At 43.1% G+C, this 16,200-nt stretch carries 17 protein-coding genes; 14 read left to right on the top strand and 3 right to left on the bottom strand.

From position 1 onward, the window contains the following. Window positions 1-731: 731 nt before the first annotated feature. Window positions 732-1,019, bottom strand: a complete 288-nt coding sequence (locus NV379_RS24250; RefSeq protein ID WP_258209928.1) for a hypothetical protein — start codon at window positions 1,017-1,019, stop codon at window positions 732-734. Window positions 1,020-1,226: 207 nt separating this feature from the next. On the opposite strand from NV379_RS24250, the gene kynA reads away from it, so the two are divergent. Continuing rightward, entirely contained in the window at window positions 1,227-2,063 is an 837-nt protein-coding gene (gene kynA / locus NV379_RS24245; RefSeq protein WP_373426163.1) for a tryptophan 2,3-dioxygenase, read from the top strand. A 78-nt stretch (window positions 2,064-2,141) separates the two neighbouring features. Here kynA and NV379_RS24240 read toward each other — a convergent pair whose 3' ends face one another. Both NV379_RS24240 and NV379_RS24235 read right to left on the bottom strand, forming a co-directional pair. After that, on the bottom strand, window positions 2,142-2,783 hold the full coding sequence (locus NV379_RS24240; protein ID WP_258209926.1) for a Crp/Fnr family transcriptional regulator: 642 nt from the start codon (window positions 2,781-2,783) through the stop codon (window positions 2,142-2,144). 17 nt (window positions 2,784-2,800) lie between these two features. Next, window positions 2,801-3,442, bottom strand: a complete 642-nt coding sequence (locus NV379_RS24235; RefSeq protein WP_258209925.1) for a Crp/Fnr family transcriptional regulator — start codon at window positions 3,440-3,442, stop codon at window positions 2,801-2,803. 198 nt (window positions 3,443-3,640) lie between these two features. On the opposite strand from NV379_RS24235, the gene NV379_RS24230 reads away from it, so the two are divergent. From NV379_RS24230 to NV379_RS24170, 13 genes are all read left to right on the top strand, one after another. Next, on the top strand, window positions 3,641-5,092 hold the full coding sequence (locus tag NV379_RS24230; RefSeq protein ID WP_258209924.1) for a 4-hydroxyphenylacetate 3-hydroxylase family protein: 1,452 nt from the start codon (window positions 3,641-3,643) through the stop codon (window positions 5,090-5,092). 83 nt (window positions 5,093-5,175) lie between these two features. Beyond that, entirely contained in the window at window positions 5,176-6,345 is a 1,170-nt protein-coding gene (locus NV379_RS24225; protein ID WP_258209923.1) for a YhgE/Pip domain-containing protein, read from the top strand. Window positions 6,346-6,372: 27 nt separating this feature from the next. Then, entirely contained in the window at window positions 6,373-6,966 is a 594-nt protein-coding gene (locus NV379_RS24220; protein ID WP_258209922.1) for a TetR/AcrR family transcriptional regulator, read from the top strand. A 116-nt stretch (window positions 6,967-7,082) separates the two neighbouring features. Then, the gene (locus tag NV379_RS24215) at window positions 7,083-7,310 is read left to right on the top strand and encodes a hypothetical protein (RefSeq protein WP_258209921.1); all 228 of its coding nucleotides are present in this window, start codon (window positions 7,083-7,085) and stop codon (window positions 7,308-7,310) included. Between the two features lie 30 nt (window positions 7,311-7,340). Beyond that, window positions 7,341-7,646 (top strand): hypothetical protein, encoded by a 306-nt coding sequence (locus NV379_RS24210; protein ID WP_258209920.1) that lies wholly within the window; start codon window positions 7,341-7,343, stop codon window positions 7,644-7,646. Between the two features lie 68 nt (window positions 7,647-7,714). After that, the gene (locus NV379_RS24205) at window positions 7,715-8,485 is read left to right on the top strand and encodes a C1 family peptidase (RefSeq protein ID WP_258209919.1); all 771 of its coding nucleotides are present in this window, start codon (window positions 7,715-7,717) and stop codon (window positions 8,483-8,485) included. A gap of 264 nt (window positions 8,486-8,749) precedes the next feature. Beyond that, window positions 8,750-9,628 carry a DUF421 domain-containing protein gene (locus NV379_RS24200; RefSeq protein WP_258209918.1) on the top strand — a complete coding sequence of 293 codons (879 nt, stop codon included), beginning with the start codon at window positions 8,750-8,752 and terminating at the stop codon, window positions 9,626-9,628. A 31-nt stretch (window positions 9,629-9,659) separates the two neighbouring features. Next, window positions 9,660-10,133 carry a stage V sporulation protein AC gene (gene spoVAC / locus NV379_RS24195; protein ID WP_258209917.1) on the top strand — a complete coding sequence of 158 codons (474 nt, stop codon included), beginning with the start codon at window positions 9,660-9,662 and terminating at the stop codon, window positions 10,131-10,133. A gap of 1 nt (window position 10,134) precedes the next feature. Beyond that, window positions 10,135-11,148 (top strand): stage V sporulation protein AD, encoded by a 1,014-nt coding sequence (gene spoVAD, locus NV379_RS24190; RefSeq protein WP_258209916.1) that lies wholly within the window; start codon window positions 10,135-10,137, stop codon window positions 11,146-11,148. A 5-nt stretch (window positions 11,149-11,153) separates the two neighbouring features. Beyond that, window positions 11,154-11,504 carry a stage V sporulation protein AE gene (gene spoVAE / locus NV379_RS24185; RefSeq protein ID WP_258209930.1) on the top strand — a complete coding sequence of 117 codons (351 nt, stop codon included), beginning with the start codon at window positions 11,154-11,156 and terminating at the stop codon, window positions 11,502-11,504. Window positions 11,505-11,703: 199 nt separating this feature from the next. After that, window positions 11,704-12,663: an AAA family ATPase gene (locus tag NV379_RS24180; RefSeq protein WP_258209915.1), complete on the top strand. Its 960-nt coding sequence runs from the start codon at window positions 11,704-11,706 to the stop codon at window positions 12,661-12,663. Between the two features lie 3 nt (window positions 12,664-12,666). Then, complete coding sequence (locus tag NV379_RS24175; RefSeq protein ID WP_258209914.1) at window positions 12,667-13,932, top strand: DUF58 domain-containing protein; 1,266 nt, start codon at window positions 12,667-12,669, stop codon at window positions 13,930-13,932. Next, the gene (locus NV379_RS24170; protein ID WP_258209913.1) at window positions 13,925-16,180 is read left to right on the top strand and encodes a DUF4129 domain-containing transglutaminase family protein; all 2,256 of its coding nucleotides are present in this window, start codon (window positions 13,925-13,927) and stop codon (window positions 16,178-16,180) included. Before NV379_RS24175 ends, NV379_RS24170 begins: the two co-directional genes overlap by 8 nt. The last annotated feature ends 20 nt before the right edge of the window (window positions 16,181-16,200 follow it).

Genomic DNA, 16,200 nt, shown 5'->3' with positions numbered 1-16,200 from the left:
GTAGAGTACCCATAACCCATAGATAAAAGCACAAGTATTCTCTTTTTCATGGTATGGACACTCCCTTTCTTTATAATGTAAGTAAAAGTATATATTAGATAATTGGTAATAGTTTTTATAGAATTAAATTTACCATACTAGAGTATATGCTAACAACTTGAAGGCGATACTCTTCAACTAACAAATGCTTTAGTGGAATAAGGAGCTTAAAAATAAGCAATCTTTTTTATAAATACATCATATTCAATAATACCATAATTCTCAGGTGGAATTTGAACTATCCTGCCCGTTAGCGTAACACGGCTGCCGATCCATGTCGGCAGCCGTGTCTTAGTTATCTATTAAGCTATAGTTCTCCGTTAGCTTAAGAACTTACCGAGATAAATACACTCTTCTCAGTTTAGGTACCTACCATAATAATCTATACGAATATATCCCTTATTTTCATAAAATGAAACGGCTTTTTGATTCACTATACGTGTTTCTAGCCAAATTCTAAATAAGACAAAATAGCAGAACCAACACCATTAGTTTTCGATTTGGCATACATTCTCTTTAATTTCTGCTGTATTTGTGTCAATTGGTCGAATCGCTCCGCAACCAATAGGTTCCCCTTGCTGATTGCGTGCAATAACAAATTTTCCTTATTCGACGAGGTATTGTCATATTCCTTACTGTCTATATAAACGAAAAAACAGAGCTTCCATATCATTGAAAGTTCTGTTTCGTATTTAGTGCCCTTGATTGTCCTTCAGTCTATCAATATATTCTTTACCTTCTAATAGTGAAAGACCTAATGTCTCTCTGGCTTTCTTAATGGCCTTTACATCTTCACCTTCTTTTATTAGCTCACGTAGTTCATCATTTATTGGATGTTCAGGTAGTCCCGATTGCTCTGCTAACTGATCTAAGGTAGATTGCATTCTTTTAATGCGACGTTCTAATGTACCCACCCGTGCGGATAAACTTATGATGATAAATAAAGCTATGATGAAGAGAATGTAATACATGTAGTCCATTTCCTATCAAACCTCCAAGCTGCATTTGTTCTGTGTACAATACGTACGAATAATGAAGATAAAAGTTTCACAATCTCTCCTACCTAATGACTATGGAATAAAGCTCAAAAAAATAAATAACATTATTGTAAATCAGTTTACTGAATAATCGATCAGTTATCGGTATAATGGGCTTAGAACAACTCTACCTTAACATTCAACATAGGAGTGAATAACGTGTCCAATTTAAACGATCCGACGATTCATCAGGATTTTTCCAAAGAGATGTCTTATGGCGATTATCTTCATCTAGACCAAATCTTGTCCAGCCAGCACCGCTTATCCGGTCATCACGATGAGATGCTGTTTATTGTTATTCACCAGACAAGTGAGCTGTGGATGAAGCTGATCCTGCATGAACTTGAGGCAGCACGAGATGCGATTCTGCAGAATAATCTGGAGCCCGCATTCAAGATGCTCTCTCGTGTGGCTCGAATCCAGCAGCAATTAATCCAATCTTGGGATGTGTTATCCACACTGACCCCGGCAGAATACATGCAATTCCGCGATAAGCTTGGCAAATCTTCAGGATTCCAATCGTACCAGAATCGCCTAATCGAGTTTATGTTCGGTGGTAAGCGTGCCAAGGCACTTGCAGTGTATGAGCATCAGCCAGAATTGCACCAGATTCTATCCGTTGCCCTCAATCAGCCTAGCATGTACGATGCTGCGATTATGGCTCTTGCGAAGCGTGGTTTAGAGATTGATCCATCATGTCTGGATCGCGATTGGTCACAAGAATATAAGGAACATCCAAGTGTGAAAGCAGCGTGGGCGACTGTATATCGCGATGTGGATCAATATTGGGATCTGTATGAGCTTGCGGAGAAACTAGTCGATATCGACAGCCGTCAGCAGCAGTGGCGTTTCAACCACATGGTAACCGTGGAGCGAGTAATTGGCTTTAAGATGGGAACAGGTGGATCATCTGGCGTGGATTACCTGAAGCATGTCGTGGCCCAGCGTTATTTCCCAGAACTATGGAGTTTAAGAACGGACTTATAAGGTCATTCTATCGATTGTAAAATAAACAGAAACAGCCAATCCACTTTTGACATGGGTTGGCTGTTTTTTCGTGTGTAACTATAAGATTTGTGTGAATTCGCCTTGGGCTAAGATGTCCCTTAGTTTATCAACATTCGTAACATGAATTTGACCCCGAGTGGAGAAGTCGATTACTTGTTGCTGCTTCCATTTCTGAAGCGTCTTATTGACCGTAATTCGAGACGTCCCGACGTATTGGGCTAGTGAAGTCTGATCGATTGGAATGCTGCCATTCTGATGTACATCGCGTAATTTCAATATATAATGAGCCATTTGTTGTTCAACTGGACTATCGTAGATGGCGATAACTTCGGCGAGCAGCCTCATTTTGTAAATGAGTGAATTCGTATAGAACAGCGCCGTCTCAGGATGATTATTGCACATCAGAGTCAATGCTTGATCGGAAAAAAGGTACAGCGTGCTTGGCACGGTACATACAGCGGTTGTAAGATACGGGGATTTACTGACGCCATGCTCACCTAGCAGTGTACCGACTGGGACATAATCGACGATGCGCTCTTGACCATTTTCCGATAAGAATAAGATCTTAACGCCGCCTTCCTCTAAGTAATAGAAGCCCCGACCTACCTCGCCTTGATTGTAGACGGTTGCATGCTTACCCAGAGTTATGGCTTGCGCATAGGAGAGGTAAGGTTTTAATTGATAACGAAGTTGTTGCATACAGTCACCATTTTCTATTAGACATGGATAGGGCGGTCTTCGACGATCTGTTTCAACCGATCCGCATGATGAATGAGTAGTGTACGGTCCTTCATCTCGATGATGCCAGCTTCCTTCCATTGCTTGAGGATTTTGTATACGGTAATACGCGTTAATCCAATACAATTTGCAAGTTCTTGCTTGGAAAGTGGAATATCGTAGTTCTTAAAATCATCGTATAAATTAAGGAGAATCATTGCAATTTGCGCTTCGGTTGAGCGCATTTTGACTTGAACAGCGAACAATAGGATGCGCATCTTCTGAATGATTGTCTGCGCGATTAGGTGGACCAACTCAGGCTGTTCGGTCATCAGTTCTTGGAATTGTGAGGCGGAAAAATGGTACACCACCGCATCCTTAGCAACGATAGATGTAGTGAAATGCGTCTGCCCATCAACCGCTTGTACGCCGATCAGTTGACCGGGCACAACAATATTGAGCATGCGCTCTTTGCTGGAAGGGGTTAAGGTAACAATCTTAACTAAGCCGCTGTGCAAATAATAGAAGCCGTCACCGATAGTCCCTTGACGGTAGATGACCGTCTTTTTCTTGAAAAATCGACGATTGCCGTATTTCAAAATGCGCTGCCACTTTTCACTTATTTCAAATGGGCTTACCATGATTCGCACCCCTAATCGTAAACGCTTTCATTCCAATTATAGGAGATTACAAGCGATGATGACAACAACGGATTTTCGCGCTAGTTATTAGGGTTAAAAAAGCAGAAAAACGTTAACAGCCTTACAGTTGTTATAGTTGTTGACTCATATAATCAAGACATGAAGTGCTGATACATACCGATTAAGGGGGATGCGACAATGGGAATTCGTACAGGGGCAGCGTATATCGAGGGAGTGAAATCTCGCCAGCCAGAGGTGTGGTTATCGGGGAGAAAAGTGACGAATGTGTATGAAGAACCTGTTTTCAAACAGCCGATTCATGAGATTGCGAAGTTATATGATATGCAGTTCGAGCAATCCATTCAAGATAAGATAACGCATGTATGCGAGGAAACAGGGGAGCGGGTTAATAATGCGTTCCTAGTCCCTAAGAATGCTGATCATCTAGAGGCGCGAAGAGCCTTGTTCGAGGCATATGCGAAAGCAACTTTCGGTCTTATGGGCAGAACACCTGATTTCCTTAATATCGTTGTCACTTCACTATTCAGTAATTCTGATTTCTTGAAAGCATATAACCCTGATTGGGCTAATAATATACAGAATTATTATCGTTATATAAGGGACAATGACTTGTTCCTCACGCATGCGATTATTAATCCGCAGAATGATCGCAGCAAATCGTCGCATGAGCAGCAAGATATTTACACACATTTAGGGGCTGTAGAAGAAACCGAGGAAGGTCTTGTTGTACGTGGTGCGAAGATGCTCGCCACCCTTGCACCGATCACGGACGAGGTCATCATCTATTCGTTCCCTGGCTTTAAGCCGGGTGATGAGCGATATGCGCTGGCTTTCGCGATTCCGATCGATACACCGGGACTACGCATTATTTGTCGGGAGCCGATGCAAGATGGACTCCGCAGCGTAGCGGATCACCCTCTTGCATCGCGATTCGAAGAGATGGATGCCCTGCTCGTATTCAATGATGTGCTCGTTCCGTGGGATCGCGTATTCCTGTATAACAATGTGGAAGCGGCAAATCTGCTCTACCCGAAGACTGGGATCGGTCAGCAACCTTCGCATCAGACAGGGGTGCGAGGATTGGTTAAGCTGCAATTCGCTGTCGAAGTCGCAGTGCAATTGGCAGATTCCATTGGTGTCGATGTGTATTTGAACGTGCAGAATGATCTAGGGGAAATTATTCAAGGTGTGGAGACGATTCGTGCGCTGCTTAAGGTAGCTGAACTTGAATACGAGACATTACCGTCAGGTGACATTGTTCCTGCATATAATCCAATTGAAACGATCCGTGGTTTATTGCCAACACTGTATCCTCGTGCAATTGAAGTGATGCAAATTATCGGGGCAGGTGGGCTACTCATGTCACCGACTGAAGCTGATCTTACTCATCCTGAGTTAGCGGAAGATATGCAGCGTTACTATGGTGGTCGCGCAGGGGTATCGGGGACAGATCGCATTCATCTGTTCAAGCTGGCGTGGGATTTGTGCGGAGAAGCTTTCGGACAACGTGCCTTGCAATATGAGCGTTATTACACGGGCGATCCGATCCGTAAGCGCGCAATCTTTTACAACAATTATAAGAAATCGCATGACTTTAAGCTCGTTGATGAGGCGTTAGGCAAAGCCTAATTAATAAAATTATATTGACAATATCACTCCTAAACCTTACATTTTAAACAGTGTTTAAAACAGTATTTAAGGAGTGGTTTTGTATGTCTTTATTCAGACAGAAATTGATCTGGGTTATCCCTGTCATTGTGCTTCTCATTGTATTTGTATTTAGCTTGCCGTCCGCGACTTCGATTCACGCAGCGCCGAAGTCGTTACCACTTGCCCTGCTCAATGAAGACCAAGGACCGATATCGAAGAAGATCGTGGAGCAGTTGACTGCTACGGTAGAGCAGGCAGAGGCGAAGGGGAAAACCTCGCCGATCAAGTGGGTGCAGGTAACAAGCACGGATGAACTTACCGCAGGACTTAACGAGCAAGCGTATTATGGCGCGCTCGTGATCTCGGATTCTTTTACAAGTGATATGAGTTCGATGCAGACTGCAGCGCCGAAGCCGGCTGCACTTAAAGTTATGATCAATTCAGGGATGAATCCAAGCGGTGTAGGTGCAGCGACGCAAATTCTTCAGAACATGACGGATATGATAAATAGCCAGATGCGTACGCAGCTGCTAACTGGATTCGAACAGCAAGGTAAGACATTAACAGCGGCACAAGCGAAAGTGGTCAGTCAACCGATCACGAAGACAGTAGAGAATGTGAATGCTCCTGGTGATAAATCTGGCAATGGCGCAGCACCGATATCGCTATTCCAACCGTTATGGTTATCGGTCATGATGGGTACGATGGCTGTATTTATACTCACAACAAAGTTAAACGCACGACTTAACCTAAGCAGAGGTAACGTTGTAATTACGCAGCTTCTAATCGGAATTGTACTTGCATTTGCAGCGGGATTCGGTGTGACGAGCGTAGCGAAGTGGATTGTTGGGGTGAATATTCCTTCGTATGCGATGATCTCCCTGTTCCTCGTGTTGACCTACTATTGCTTCTATTTAATGATCCTGTCCATCTTGTCATGGATTGGTCCTGGTGCTCTCGTCATCTTCTTATTATTGTTCTTCTTTGGTTTACCTGTTCTGACCGTTGCGCCAGAATTATTGCCAACTTTCGCACATGATTGGTTATACACATGGTTCCCAATGCGATTTACAGTTGAAGGACTTCGAGCTATGATGTACTTTGGAGCAGATTTAACAAACTCTGATTTCATGGTGATTGCTTGGATTGGTCTTGGAGGGCTTATCCTTCTACTGACATCAATCATGAAACCAAGAACCGCTGCTCAGAAGAAACTACTCGCAAGTTCATAAACTAATGTTCGTAAGGAGAATCGTATGATGAGGTCTGAAGAAGCTGATATCACGACACGTGACCATATTTTGAATACAACACTGGATATGATTAAGACAGAAGGCATTGAGGCAATCACCGTTCGCAAGATTGCAACGATAGCTGAGGTGAATGTCGCACTCGTCAATTATCACTTCGGATCGAAGGATAAGTTGCTGAATGAAGCGATGCGTAACTTGTTCGAATCATTCAAGAGTTGTTTCGGCGTATTGGATCAGCAGGAGCTTCCGCCAAAGCAGCGATTAATCCAATTTCTAACGAGTTATACGCAGATGCTCAAGCAACATCCCGGACTGTTTCGGCAAATGATTGCGACAGGCACATTAAGTTTCGATACGCATCTGGAATTCAAGCTCTTCTTAAGAAGCATCGGCTTCGATAAAATTCAGAAGACACTCACAGAAATAACGGGCGAACAAGATATATCGAAGCTATTCTTGATGTGCGGACAATTAGTCGGAGCGATTATGTTTCCTGTCCTAATGGCGCCCGTCCTTTCCTCGATAGTTGGCGTTCAGATCGCAAATACGGATTCCGAAATTGAGAATATCGTAAACCGATTATTACAGGATAAACAATAAGATACAAAGCATGCATAACGTCATGAAAATGATGGTTGGTGCATGCTTTTTCTTTTTCCATAACAAACTAATCAAAACTAACAGATTTGAACTTTAGCAAAAAGGAGGTGTTCATCTTGACCCTACTCATACGGATTATCATGGGACTAGCTGTACTGGTATGTGCCGCTGGATTGTATATCACGTGGAAAACTGTGAGACGTCAGGAGCAGCAGGATATGGATCAAGGTGTTAGTCAGACGCGGGTGAAGCATCCGATTCTAGCTAACCCTATTTTTTATGCGTATGTCCTGTTCCCAATCTTGGTCTTAATCGGTGCTGTTGTAATCTTAAATTTCATGTAACGTCTACTCATACGATAAGGAGTCTAACTGATGAATAAGAACAAATATTATGTCTCCGTCCAATCAGGATCGATCCTACCCAATCAAGGGGATGCGGCTTACGAACTTGAGATTACGGCAAATGATGCAGAAGTGGATCAATTGCAATCGCTATTTGCATTTAAAGAATTATATGACGAAGAGTCGCATTTACGTGCCATCATACCAGGTATTCCTTACAATCAAGATGAGGAGAATGATCGGTATGATCAGAACCTGAATCAGATTTATCAGTTGCTGCATACTCTTGGAACTCCAGAGACGAAGCAGCATATCGACACGATGAATCTGATGTAATATGTTTCACGTCCTTGGGTGTTTGTGCATAGACTGCAGTAATCGCTATGCAAAGAAGGTCAATGATCATGACAACACCAACTTCAATGACAAGAAAATATGCAGTACGCGTGGACTCACAGGATTATAGGGATTTTCCGTTTCGAGCTACGAAAATATCGCAATTAGCCCAAGTTCCTCGTCAAGTGGACTTGCGGCAGGCGATGTCACCGATCGTGGATCAAGGAAAGCTGGGTACGAGTATCTCTTGTGCGATTGTTAGTGGACTCAAGCAATATTGGATGCGTTACGAAGATCGAAAGATCGTGGATCTATCCCCGCTTTATCATCATTGGACGATGCAAAAGTCTTATGGAGACAGCTCTTCCACTCTTGCGTTTAGTATTCGTCAGGGCATGAAAGCTTTGCACCAATTTGGGGTTTGTGAGGAAGCGGATTATCCCTATGATCTAACCAAAGGCGAGCATAAACCAAGTGAAGATGCAGAGCAGCGAGCTTATTATCATATCAATGGATACAAGCGAGTTCGAAATCTGCTGGGGGTAAAAATTGCGTTAGCTGAAGATCAACCTGTTGTGTTCGGGATGAAAGTGTATTCGTCCTTTCTCAGAGTGTCGAAGTCAGGTGTGATTCCATATCCTAATCGAAGTAAGGATACATTACTTGGCACGCATGCGATGTTGATCGTCGGGTATGTCGATAAGAAGAAAAGCTCAGATGGCTATTTCATCGTTCGTAATTCTATGGGAACGAGCTGGGGAGATCAAGGATACGGGTATTTAAGATATTCTTTTTTCAAGAAAAAAGGGATGTTATTTGATCTTTGGACAGGAAAATAACTTTAAGGGCGGGAAGCGAACATGGCTATTGGGAAACGTAACCTTATGCTTTTAATTTTGTTATTGTTTGTACTGTTGCTTGTAACTCTGCTCATATTAAATTTTTAAAAAAGTAATGGATATAGAGGGCACGTTTGAATAGGTTGAACGATTAAGTTCAAGGTATTCCAACGTGTCTTTTTGCGTTGTACATAACAAGCCGATTTGCTGCAAATAGTAATTAGGATGAAAAAATAAATTATGGCATGAAAGGAAATCGATGATGTGCTCGAAATTAGCCACATTGTATTAAGAGCATTAGGTGCAATTGCAGCCCTGTTTGTCATGACGCGGTTACTCGGAAAGAAGCAAATCTCTCAGCTCACATTCTTCGAGTACATTACAGGTATCACCATTGGTGATTTAGCTGGATTTATATCGACGGATGTAGAGGCAAATTACGTACACGGTTTGGTCGCCATTATGGTATGGTTCTTAATCCCTTTTTTGGTGGAATGGATATCGCTTAAGAGCAAGACGATGCGAGAGTTATTTGAAGGGAAAGGAACGATCGTCGTTCAGCATGGGGTCATCTTAGAGAAGAATTTAGGCAAAGAACGTTTTACAGCCGATGAACTCATGGAACAATTGCGAACCAAAAGTGTATTTAATGTGGCGGATGTTGAATTTGCCATCTTGGAAACGACAGGTGACGTAAGTGTACTGTTAAAGCCTGAGAATCAGCCGCTAACACCGAAGCACCTGAATTTAAGTATACCGCCCCAGCACGAGCCCGTTCTTATTATCACAGATGGTGTGATCCTGAGTGAAGGGTTAGACGAGTCAGGTCGTTCTGAAGTTTGGTTATTACAAGAGCTGAAGAAACAAGGTCTATCCTTAAGTGAAATTTTTGTCGCACAGGTAGATAGTTACGGCAAGTTATATATCGATGTTTATGAGGATCCGAGTCCCAATCAGATGACAAGTGCTATAGAGCCGGCTGACAAGCATCAGCTACTACTAACGGGCATTAAGCAATGTCAAGCAGAACTGGTGCAATTAATTCAGAAGACAGATGATCAGATGCAGAAAAAGCGGTATATCTCACACCTTCATCAGCTTACAACGATGAAAAAATCGATGGAGACTGCCTCGCAAGTGTAATTCCAATTAAAGAACTGGAGGATCAACCCAAATGAGTGATAAGAAGAAACCAACCCCTGAACAAAAGAAATATCAGAAGCTGGCGAAAAATATTGAGCCGAAGCGTCCGGTTTTCCGTAACGTGATTCTTGCTTTTCTAGTGGGGGGATTTATTTGTGTTATTGGACAAGCTTTGACGATGATGTATATGAAAGTGTTTGATTTTACAAAAGAAACAGCTGGCAATCCAACTGTTGCAACGCTTGTGTTGATCTCCGTGATTCTGACCTCTTTAGGCGTATACGATAAAATGGCTCAGTGGGCAGGGGCAGGTACAGCGGTTCCTGTTACCGGATTCGCCAATTCGATGTGTTCTGCGGCCCTTGAGCATCGTAGTGAAGGATTGGTGCTGGGTGTTGGAGGTAACATGTTTAAGCTCGCAGGTTCTGTAATCGTGTTTGGTACGGTTGCTGCTTTCTTCGTTGGGATCTGCCAATTAATATTCGGAACACCTGGAGGACATTGATATGCTAAAAGGCAAACAAACTTGGCTGTTTGATATTCCGCCAATCATTATCTCAAGCAGCGCTGTTGTAGGGCCAGATGAAGGGCAAGGCCCGCTGCAGAACGATTTTGACATTGTCCATGATGACTCAACGATTCAAGAGAGCACGTGGGAGAAGGCAGAGAAGAAGTTGTTGGAGCAAGCGGCGCAAATTGCGGTGCAGAAGGCAAATTTAAAAACAAGCGACATGGATTTCTACATAGGTGGAGATTTGATGAACCAGATTATTTCAGCATCTTTCTCAGCCCGAACACTTGCGATTCCGTATATCGGGATTTTCGGTGCATGCTCGACGTCGATGGAAGGTCTTGCGCTTGGCTCGATGATTGTTGCCTCAGGTGGTGCACAACATGTCCTCTGCGGGACTGGTTCACATAACAGCTCTGTTGAGAAGCAATTCCGATATCCAACGGAATACGGTTCGCAGAAGCCCCCGACAGCGCAGTATACCGTTACAGGAGCGGGAGCATGTGTGCTCGCTCGATTTGGCAAAGGTCCGTGTGTGACGTCTGCTACAATTGGTAAAGTTGTGGATATGGGGATTACAGACCCATTCAACATGGGCGCAGCGATGGCTCCTGCGGCAGTGGATACGATCGAAACCCATTTTAAAGATTTGAATCGCGATCCAAGCTATTATGATTTGATCGTAACAGGTGACTTGGCAGCAGTTGGGCATGACATTGCGAAGGCGTTGTTTAAAGAACGCAATTTTCCAATTAACCATACGAAATTCGGTGATTGCGGTCTTATGATCTATGATCGCGAGAAGCAAGCAGTACAAGCAGGTGGATCAGGTGCCGCATGTTCAGCTGTTGTTACTTATGGGACACTGCTCAAGAGGCTAAATGCAGGTGAACTTAAACGGATATTGGTTGTAGCAACAGGTGCGTTGCTGTCTCCGCTAACGTTCCAACAAGATGAGAGTATTCCTTGTATCGCACATGCCGTAGCGATTGAGAATGGAGGAAACTGACGATGATGCCATTTGTCTGGGCTTTTCTAGTTGGCGGCGGGATCTGTGTGATCGGGCAGTTGTTAATGGATATCTGCAAGCTGACGCCTGCACACACGATGAGTACCCTTGTTGTTGCAGGTGCGATTCTCGATGGAGTAGGTCTGTATGATCCGCTCATTCAATTCGCTGGAGCAGGTGCAACAGTTCCGATCACAAGCTTTGGTAACGCATTGGTACACGGGGCACTTACCGCAATTGAGCATCATGGATGGATCGGCGTTCTAATGGGGATATTCACGATTACGAGTGCGGGTATTTCCTCGGCGATTATATTCTCGTTCCTCGCGTCTTTGTTTGTAAGACCGAAGGGCTAAAACAACATTAATCGTTAAGTGGAACCTCTGTTCACGCCTTGTGCGTAGGAACAGAGGTTTTTTTATCCCCATTTATTTAAATTTCTCCCAAAAAGACAAGTCTATTACATAACTTTTAATTGTAAGAGTATTCTAACATTTAGTAATATAGAATTAAGACCCATCTTAAATTTACACATTCCAAGGAGGACTCACCTACATGGCATTATTTTCAGAAACAATCCCTACTATTCTTAAAGCTATCAAAAGCAATTTAGAAGAATGTATTCATGGGAAGCCAGCGGAGATTAACTTACTATTAACTGCCTTGTTAGCCAAGGGCCATGTCCTCATTGAAGATGTTCCCGGTACTGGAAAGACGGTATTTGTAAAAGCGCTTGCAAAATCGATAGATGGGCAATTTCGTAGAATCCAATGTAACCCCGATCTTCTGCCAACCGATGTAACGGGGGTATCGATCTATCATCCGAAAGAAGAACAGTTCGTATTTCGACCAGGCCCTCTTTTTACAAACTTATTATTAGTAGATGAAATTAATAGAGCGACGACGAAGACGCAATCGGCTTTACTAGAAGCGATGGAAGAGAGAGTCGTAACGATGGATGGAGAAGGGCATGCACTACCTGATCCGTTCATGATGCTTGCAACGCAAAATCCAATTGACTTTGAAGGTACATATTCCTTGCCAGAGGCACAGTTAGACCGCTTTATGTTTAAGCTTTCAATTGGTTATCCAGATCAAGCAACCGAGCATCAGATGATCGTATCACAAGAACAATCTCACCCATTAGATCGCTTAGAATCTGTCGCGGATATTCAGCAAGTTCAGCAGATGCAAGAACAAGTGCGATTGGTTCATCTCGACAATTCCGTTGCTACTTATATCGTAGACATTACTCGTGCAACAAGAGAGCATGCTGCTGTATATTTAGGTGCTTCACCACGTGCTACATTAGCTCTGGTGAATGCGGCGAAAGCTTATGCGCTAGTTAATGGCAGAAGCTTTGTACTACCTGATGACGTTAAATATTTGGCGACTTATGTTCTCAGCCATCGAATCTTAATTCATAGTGGAGCTAGAATGGAAGGAGCTAACGTGAATTCAGTCATACAGTCTATCCTAGAGCAGGTGAGGGTACCTGTACGATTGGAGAAATAGTCGATGGAGAGACCAATTGCGAATCGAACTTTAAGCGAGAAGAAGCTTTCAAGATCATTCTGGTATTTATGTGCATTCTTTGTATTTACGCTCTTGTTTATGTTATTTCAAGGTGGAAAGCTTGCGGTGATGCTGTTCATCTTCTCACTGGTCTTCTGTGTGTATGTGTATTTAGGTCGCTATAGCGGGATTCGCAAAACCAGTGGTACAAGAACATTCCATAACATGCATGGACAAATTCAGCTTGAAGCAGGTCAGTCCTTGGAGTCTGAGCTTATCATGTTTATCCCCGGCTTTTGGCCAGTTCCCTATGTCCGTGTGAAGGAAAGTCTTGTCAGGCGTAATGGAGAAGGTGTTGTGCAAGAAGGAACGTTCGTTCCCGATTGGGCACGTCGAGGAGTAGTCAAGTTCAGCTCCCCGCCTCTTCGTCGCGGTGTGTATTCGTTCGATCGAACAGAGCTTAAGACGGTTGATGTATTTGGCATATTCGAGCACAAGGGCGAAGTTGAGCTGCCTTATTCGCTCATCGTTTTTCCAAAAACGACGGAATTAGGCTACTGGACACATTTTCAACAATTAATGAAGGGAATTGAGCACCATACGGTCTCGACTCTAGCCCATCGGGAAACGACGCAGATTAATGGGGTCAGAGAGTATATGTATGGCGATCGACTCTCTCGTATCCATTGGAATGCAACTGCGAAGACCGGTACTTGGAAGTCCAAAGAATTTGAACGTGAGTCATTGCCGATTACAGTTGTGGTGCTTGATCGTTGGCAGAAATCATATACGAGTACAGAAGAATTTGAGCTTGCTGTATCCGTTACGGCTTCCTTGTTAAAATATGGAGCACACCAGCAGCTGCCATTCGGACTATTGTCTGCAGGTGGTAATGGTAAATATTATCCATCTAAAGTAAAGAGCGATCATTATCAACAAATGTCACAACATCTTGTAGAGGTAGAATCGGATGGTTGGCAGAGCATGGAACAGACACTGGGGCATTACGCCAAAGAGTGGAAACGTGGAACGTTGTTCGTCTTCGTATCTCCTCGTAAGAATCAAGAGTTGTTGACTGAAATGAAACATCTTGAAGCACAAGGGATGTATGCCTGTCACATTCTAATTGATGCTAAGTCAGTTCCAACGAAAGCAATTTCCAGTGAAGAATGGGTCAATCAACTGCGTAGAAGCGGACTCCTCGCCTATGCAATTTCGAATCTAGAAGCACTTCCGAATGCATTAGGGGGGGCGAAATTGCATGGTTAAAGAGCGTGAAGGTCTACTTCGTCTTATATTTGTACAAGATTTTCTAAATCGCGCAATGGCAATACTAATCGGCTTATTCCTCCTACAGTTCGTACAGTGGATGGTAAAGGAACCCGACGTTTGGCAAGATACAACGGCACTCTTAGTTAAGATAACACTAATTATTGTTGGATTATCCTATTTGATTCCCCGGATTCCGTATGGTTTGCGTATCGTAATTCAAATGATTGCAATTCTGATCGTCCATGGGGTTTATCTCAAATATAAGTTTGTACCGCTTGAGAAAGCGACATTCCAAGCATTTATGACTTTTTGGGAACAGAACACTTATCAATTAACACCGTACATCTTCTTCTCAATTGGAGCTTGGTTTATATATGTGATTGCTATTGTGCTAATGGTGAACAAGCGGTGGCTATTTACCCTGATTGTGCTTGCGATTCTTATTCTTTGTACACGTGATTCATTCTCCAATTTGACGTTGTGGCAAGAAGTTGCAGGTGTGATGGTAACGGGTAGCTTATTGTTTGTCATTAATCACATTCAGAATTTGAAAAAACAAGCACCAGAAACGGTAACCAAGCTATCTAAGAAACCCATGCCGTTCTTGATTCCTGTCGCATGTTTAAGTGTTATCTGCTGGCTTATCATTGTGTATTCTCCTACCATGGCGCCAGTTCTGAAGGACCCTTATACAGCTTGGAAACAATATAATGGGGAATCGGTCCAGAAGTTTATTGATGAGACTGGGGTTAGCAAACTATTAAACTTTGGTAGTGCATCTTCTGGCTACAGCCGTGATGATAGTAAACTCGGTGGCGGTTTCCAATTTGATTATGGAACTGTGATGACGGTTAAATCTCCTCAACGTGCATATATGCGTGGAGAAACACGCAGTACATACACGGGTGCAGGCTGGGAGAAATCTTCAGAAGAATCGTTTGAAAAAGGTGCAGATATCACAAATGGTCAACCCTTATCACAAGATGAGAAGGTCGATCAATCTTTGCTAAAGACGAGAGAGATTACAGGGAAGGTAACTGTGGACAATTCTAAACATTATCCTGTCTTGTTTGGACCGGCTTCGATTTTATCGATATCCGAGCAGCAGGGTCAAGATAAGAAGATTGATTTCTCACAGATTGGCTGGACGAAGCAAGATGAGGTGCTGCATTATATAGCGAAAGATAATTACCCGAATCAATATCAGCTTATCTCAAGCATACCGATTTATGATCCGGAAGAACTTCGTAAAGTAGATGTAAGTACGTTTACATCACCGAAATGGAATACCTACTTGAGCTTGCCGCAAACGCTGCCTGCTCGTGTGAAAGAGCTTGCCGTATCACTGACTAGTAATGTTAATAATCCTTATGACAAGGTTAAAGTGCTTGAACGTTATTTAGCAGAGAAGCATAAGTACACGAGCACACCTGATGTGAAAAAAGGGAAGAGTAAGGATTTCGTAGATGCTTTCCTTTTTGAAATTCAAGAAGGATACTGCGACTATTTCTCAACATCTATGGTTGTGATGGCACGCTCGATCGGGATGCCTGCAAGATGGGTGAAAGGCTTCTCATCTGGTGTGTCTGAAAGTGAACAAATCCAAGAGCAAAGACGCAGCTCAGCAATGGAAGCTAGAAACAATCCAGATGGTGAAGATACGTATACGATCCGTAATGCCGATGCACATTCATGGGCTGAAATATATTTCCCGGGACATGGTTGGGTACCATTCGAAGCAACAGCGGGATTTGCGCTCCCTACAGTGTTCGATCCATCCAAACCAATTGTAACGCAAGAAGCACCTGAGGTTGAGCAGCCAGAGACTACTGCTAGCTTACCAACCCCAACGAAATGGGTGTTCTGGGTAACAACATGTGCAGTTATTGCAGCGTTTGCTGTGATTATGTTCTATCTTTACAAGCGTTATGGCAGTAATATGGTGAATCAATTTATCGAGAGTAGCAGACAGAAGCGATTCGCAAATAATTACAACAAGATCATTCAGCTTGAATTGAATCGACTACTGAAATACTCACGTCGCAAAGGTTATGTACGACATGAACACGAAACAATGCGTGAGACATTACTTCGCTGGTCGGTTCAAAGTAAGTGGTTGTCACACGATCTAGAGAAGCTGCTAGGCTTATTTGAAAAATCAAAGTACAGCTGTCAGACGCTCACTCGGGATGATTGGGTCACTGCACACAAAACAATCTTGAAATTACGCACAGCGATGAAATAATATTGGGAGATGAAGGAAAC

The organism is Paenibacillus radicibacter (assembly GCF_024721995.1).
Lineage (GTDB): Bacteria > Bacillota > Bacilli > Paenibacillales > NBRC-103111 > Paenibacillus_AM > Paenibacillus_AM radicibacter.
The sequence above is the reverse complement of the archived record's forward strand: the minus strand, read 5'-3'. Positions and strand labels throughout refer to the sequence as shown.

Bases quoted from the DNA above. Each gene is read 5' to 3' on its own strand.
- NV379_RS24250 (WP_258209928.1), bottom strand. From the start codon at position 1,019: ATGGACTACATGTATTACATTCTCTTCATCATAGCTTTATTTATCATC.
- NV379_RS24240 (WP_258209926.1), bottom strand. From the start codon at position 2,783: ATGCAACAACTTCGTTATCAATTAAAACCTTACCTCTCCTATGCGCAA.
- NV379_RS24235 (WP_258209925.1), bottom strand. From the start codon at position 3,442: ATGGTAAGCCCATTTGAAATAAGTGAAAAGTGGCAGCGCATTTTGAAA.
- NV379_RS24230 (WP_258209924.1), top strand. From the start codon at position 3,641: ATGGGAATTCGTACAGGGGCAGCGTATATCGAGGGAGTGAAATCTCGC.
- NV379_RS24225 (WP_258209923.1), top strand. From the start codon at position 5,176: ATGTCTTTATTCAGACAGAAATTGATCTGGGTTATCCCTGTCATTGTG.
- NV379_RS24220 (WP_258209922.1), top strand. From the start codon at position 6,373: ATGAGGTCTGAAGAAGCTGATATCACGACACGTGACCATATTTTGAAT.
- NV379_RS24210 (WP_258209920.1), top strand. From the start codon at position 7,341: ATGAATAAGAACAAATATTATGTCTCCGTCCAATCAGGATCGATCCTA.
- NV379_RS24205 (WP_258209919.1), top strand. From the start codon at position 7,715: ATGACAACACCAACTTCAATGACAAGAAAATATGCAGTACGCGTGGAC.
- spoVAC (WP_258209917.1), top strand. From the start codon at position 9,660: ATGAGTGATAAGAAGAAACCAACCCCTGAACAAAAGAAATATCAGAAG.
- spoVAD (WP_258209916.1), top strand. From the start codon at position 10,135: ATGCTAAAAGGCAAACAAACTTGGCTGTTTGATATTCCGCCAATCATT.
- spoVAE (WP_258209930.1), top strand. From the start codon at position 11,154: ATGCCATTTGTCTGGGCTTTTCTAGTTGGCGGCGGGATCTGTGTGATC.
- NV379_RS24180 (WP_258209915.1), top strand. From the start codon at position 11,704: ATGGCATTATTTTCAGAAACAATCCCTACTATTCTTAAAGCTATCAAA.
- NV379_RS24175 (WP_258209914.1), top strand. From the start codon at position 12,667: ATGGAGAGACCAATTGCGAATCGAACTTTAAGCGAGAAGAAGCTTTCA.
- NV379_RS24170 (WP_258209913.1), top strand. From the start codon at position 13,925: ATGGTTAAAGAGCGTGAAGGTCTACTTCGTCTTATATTTGTACAAGAT.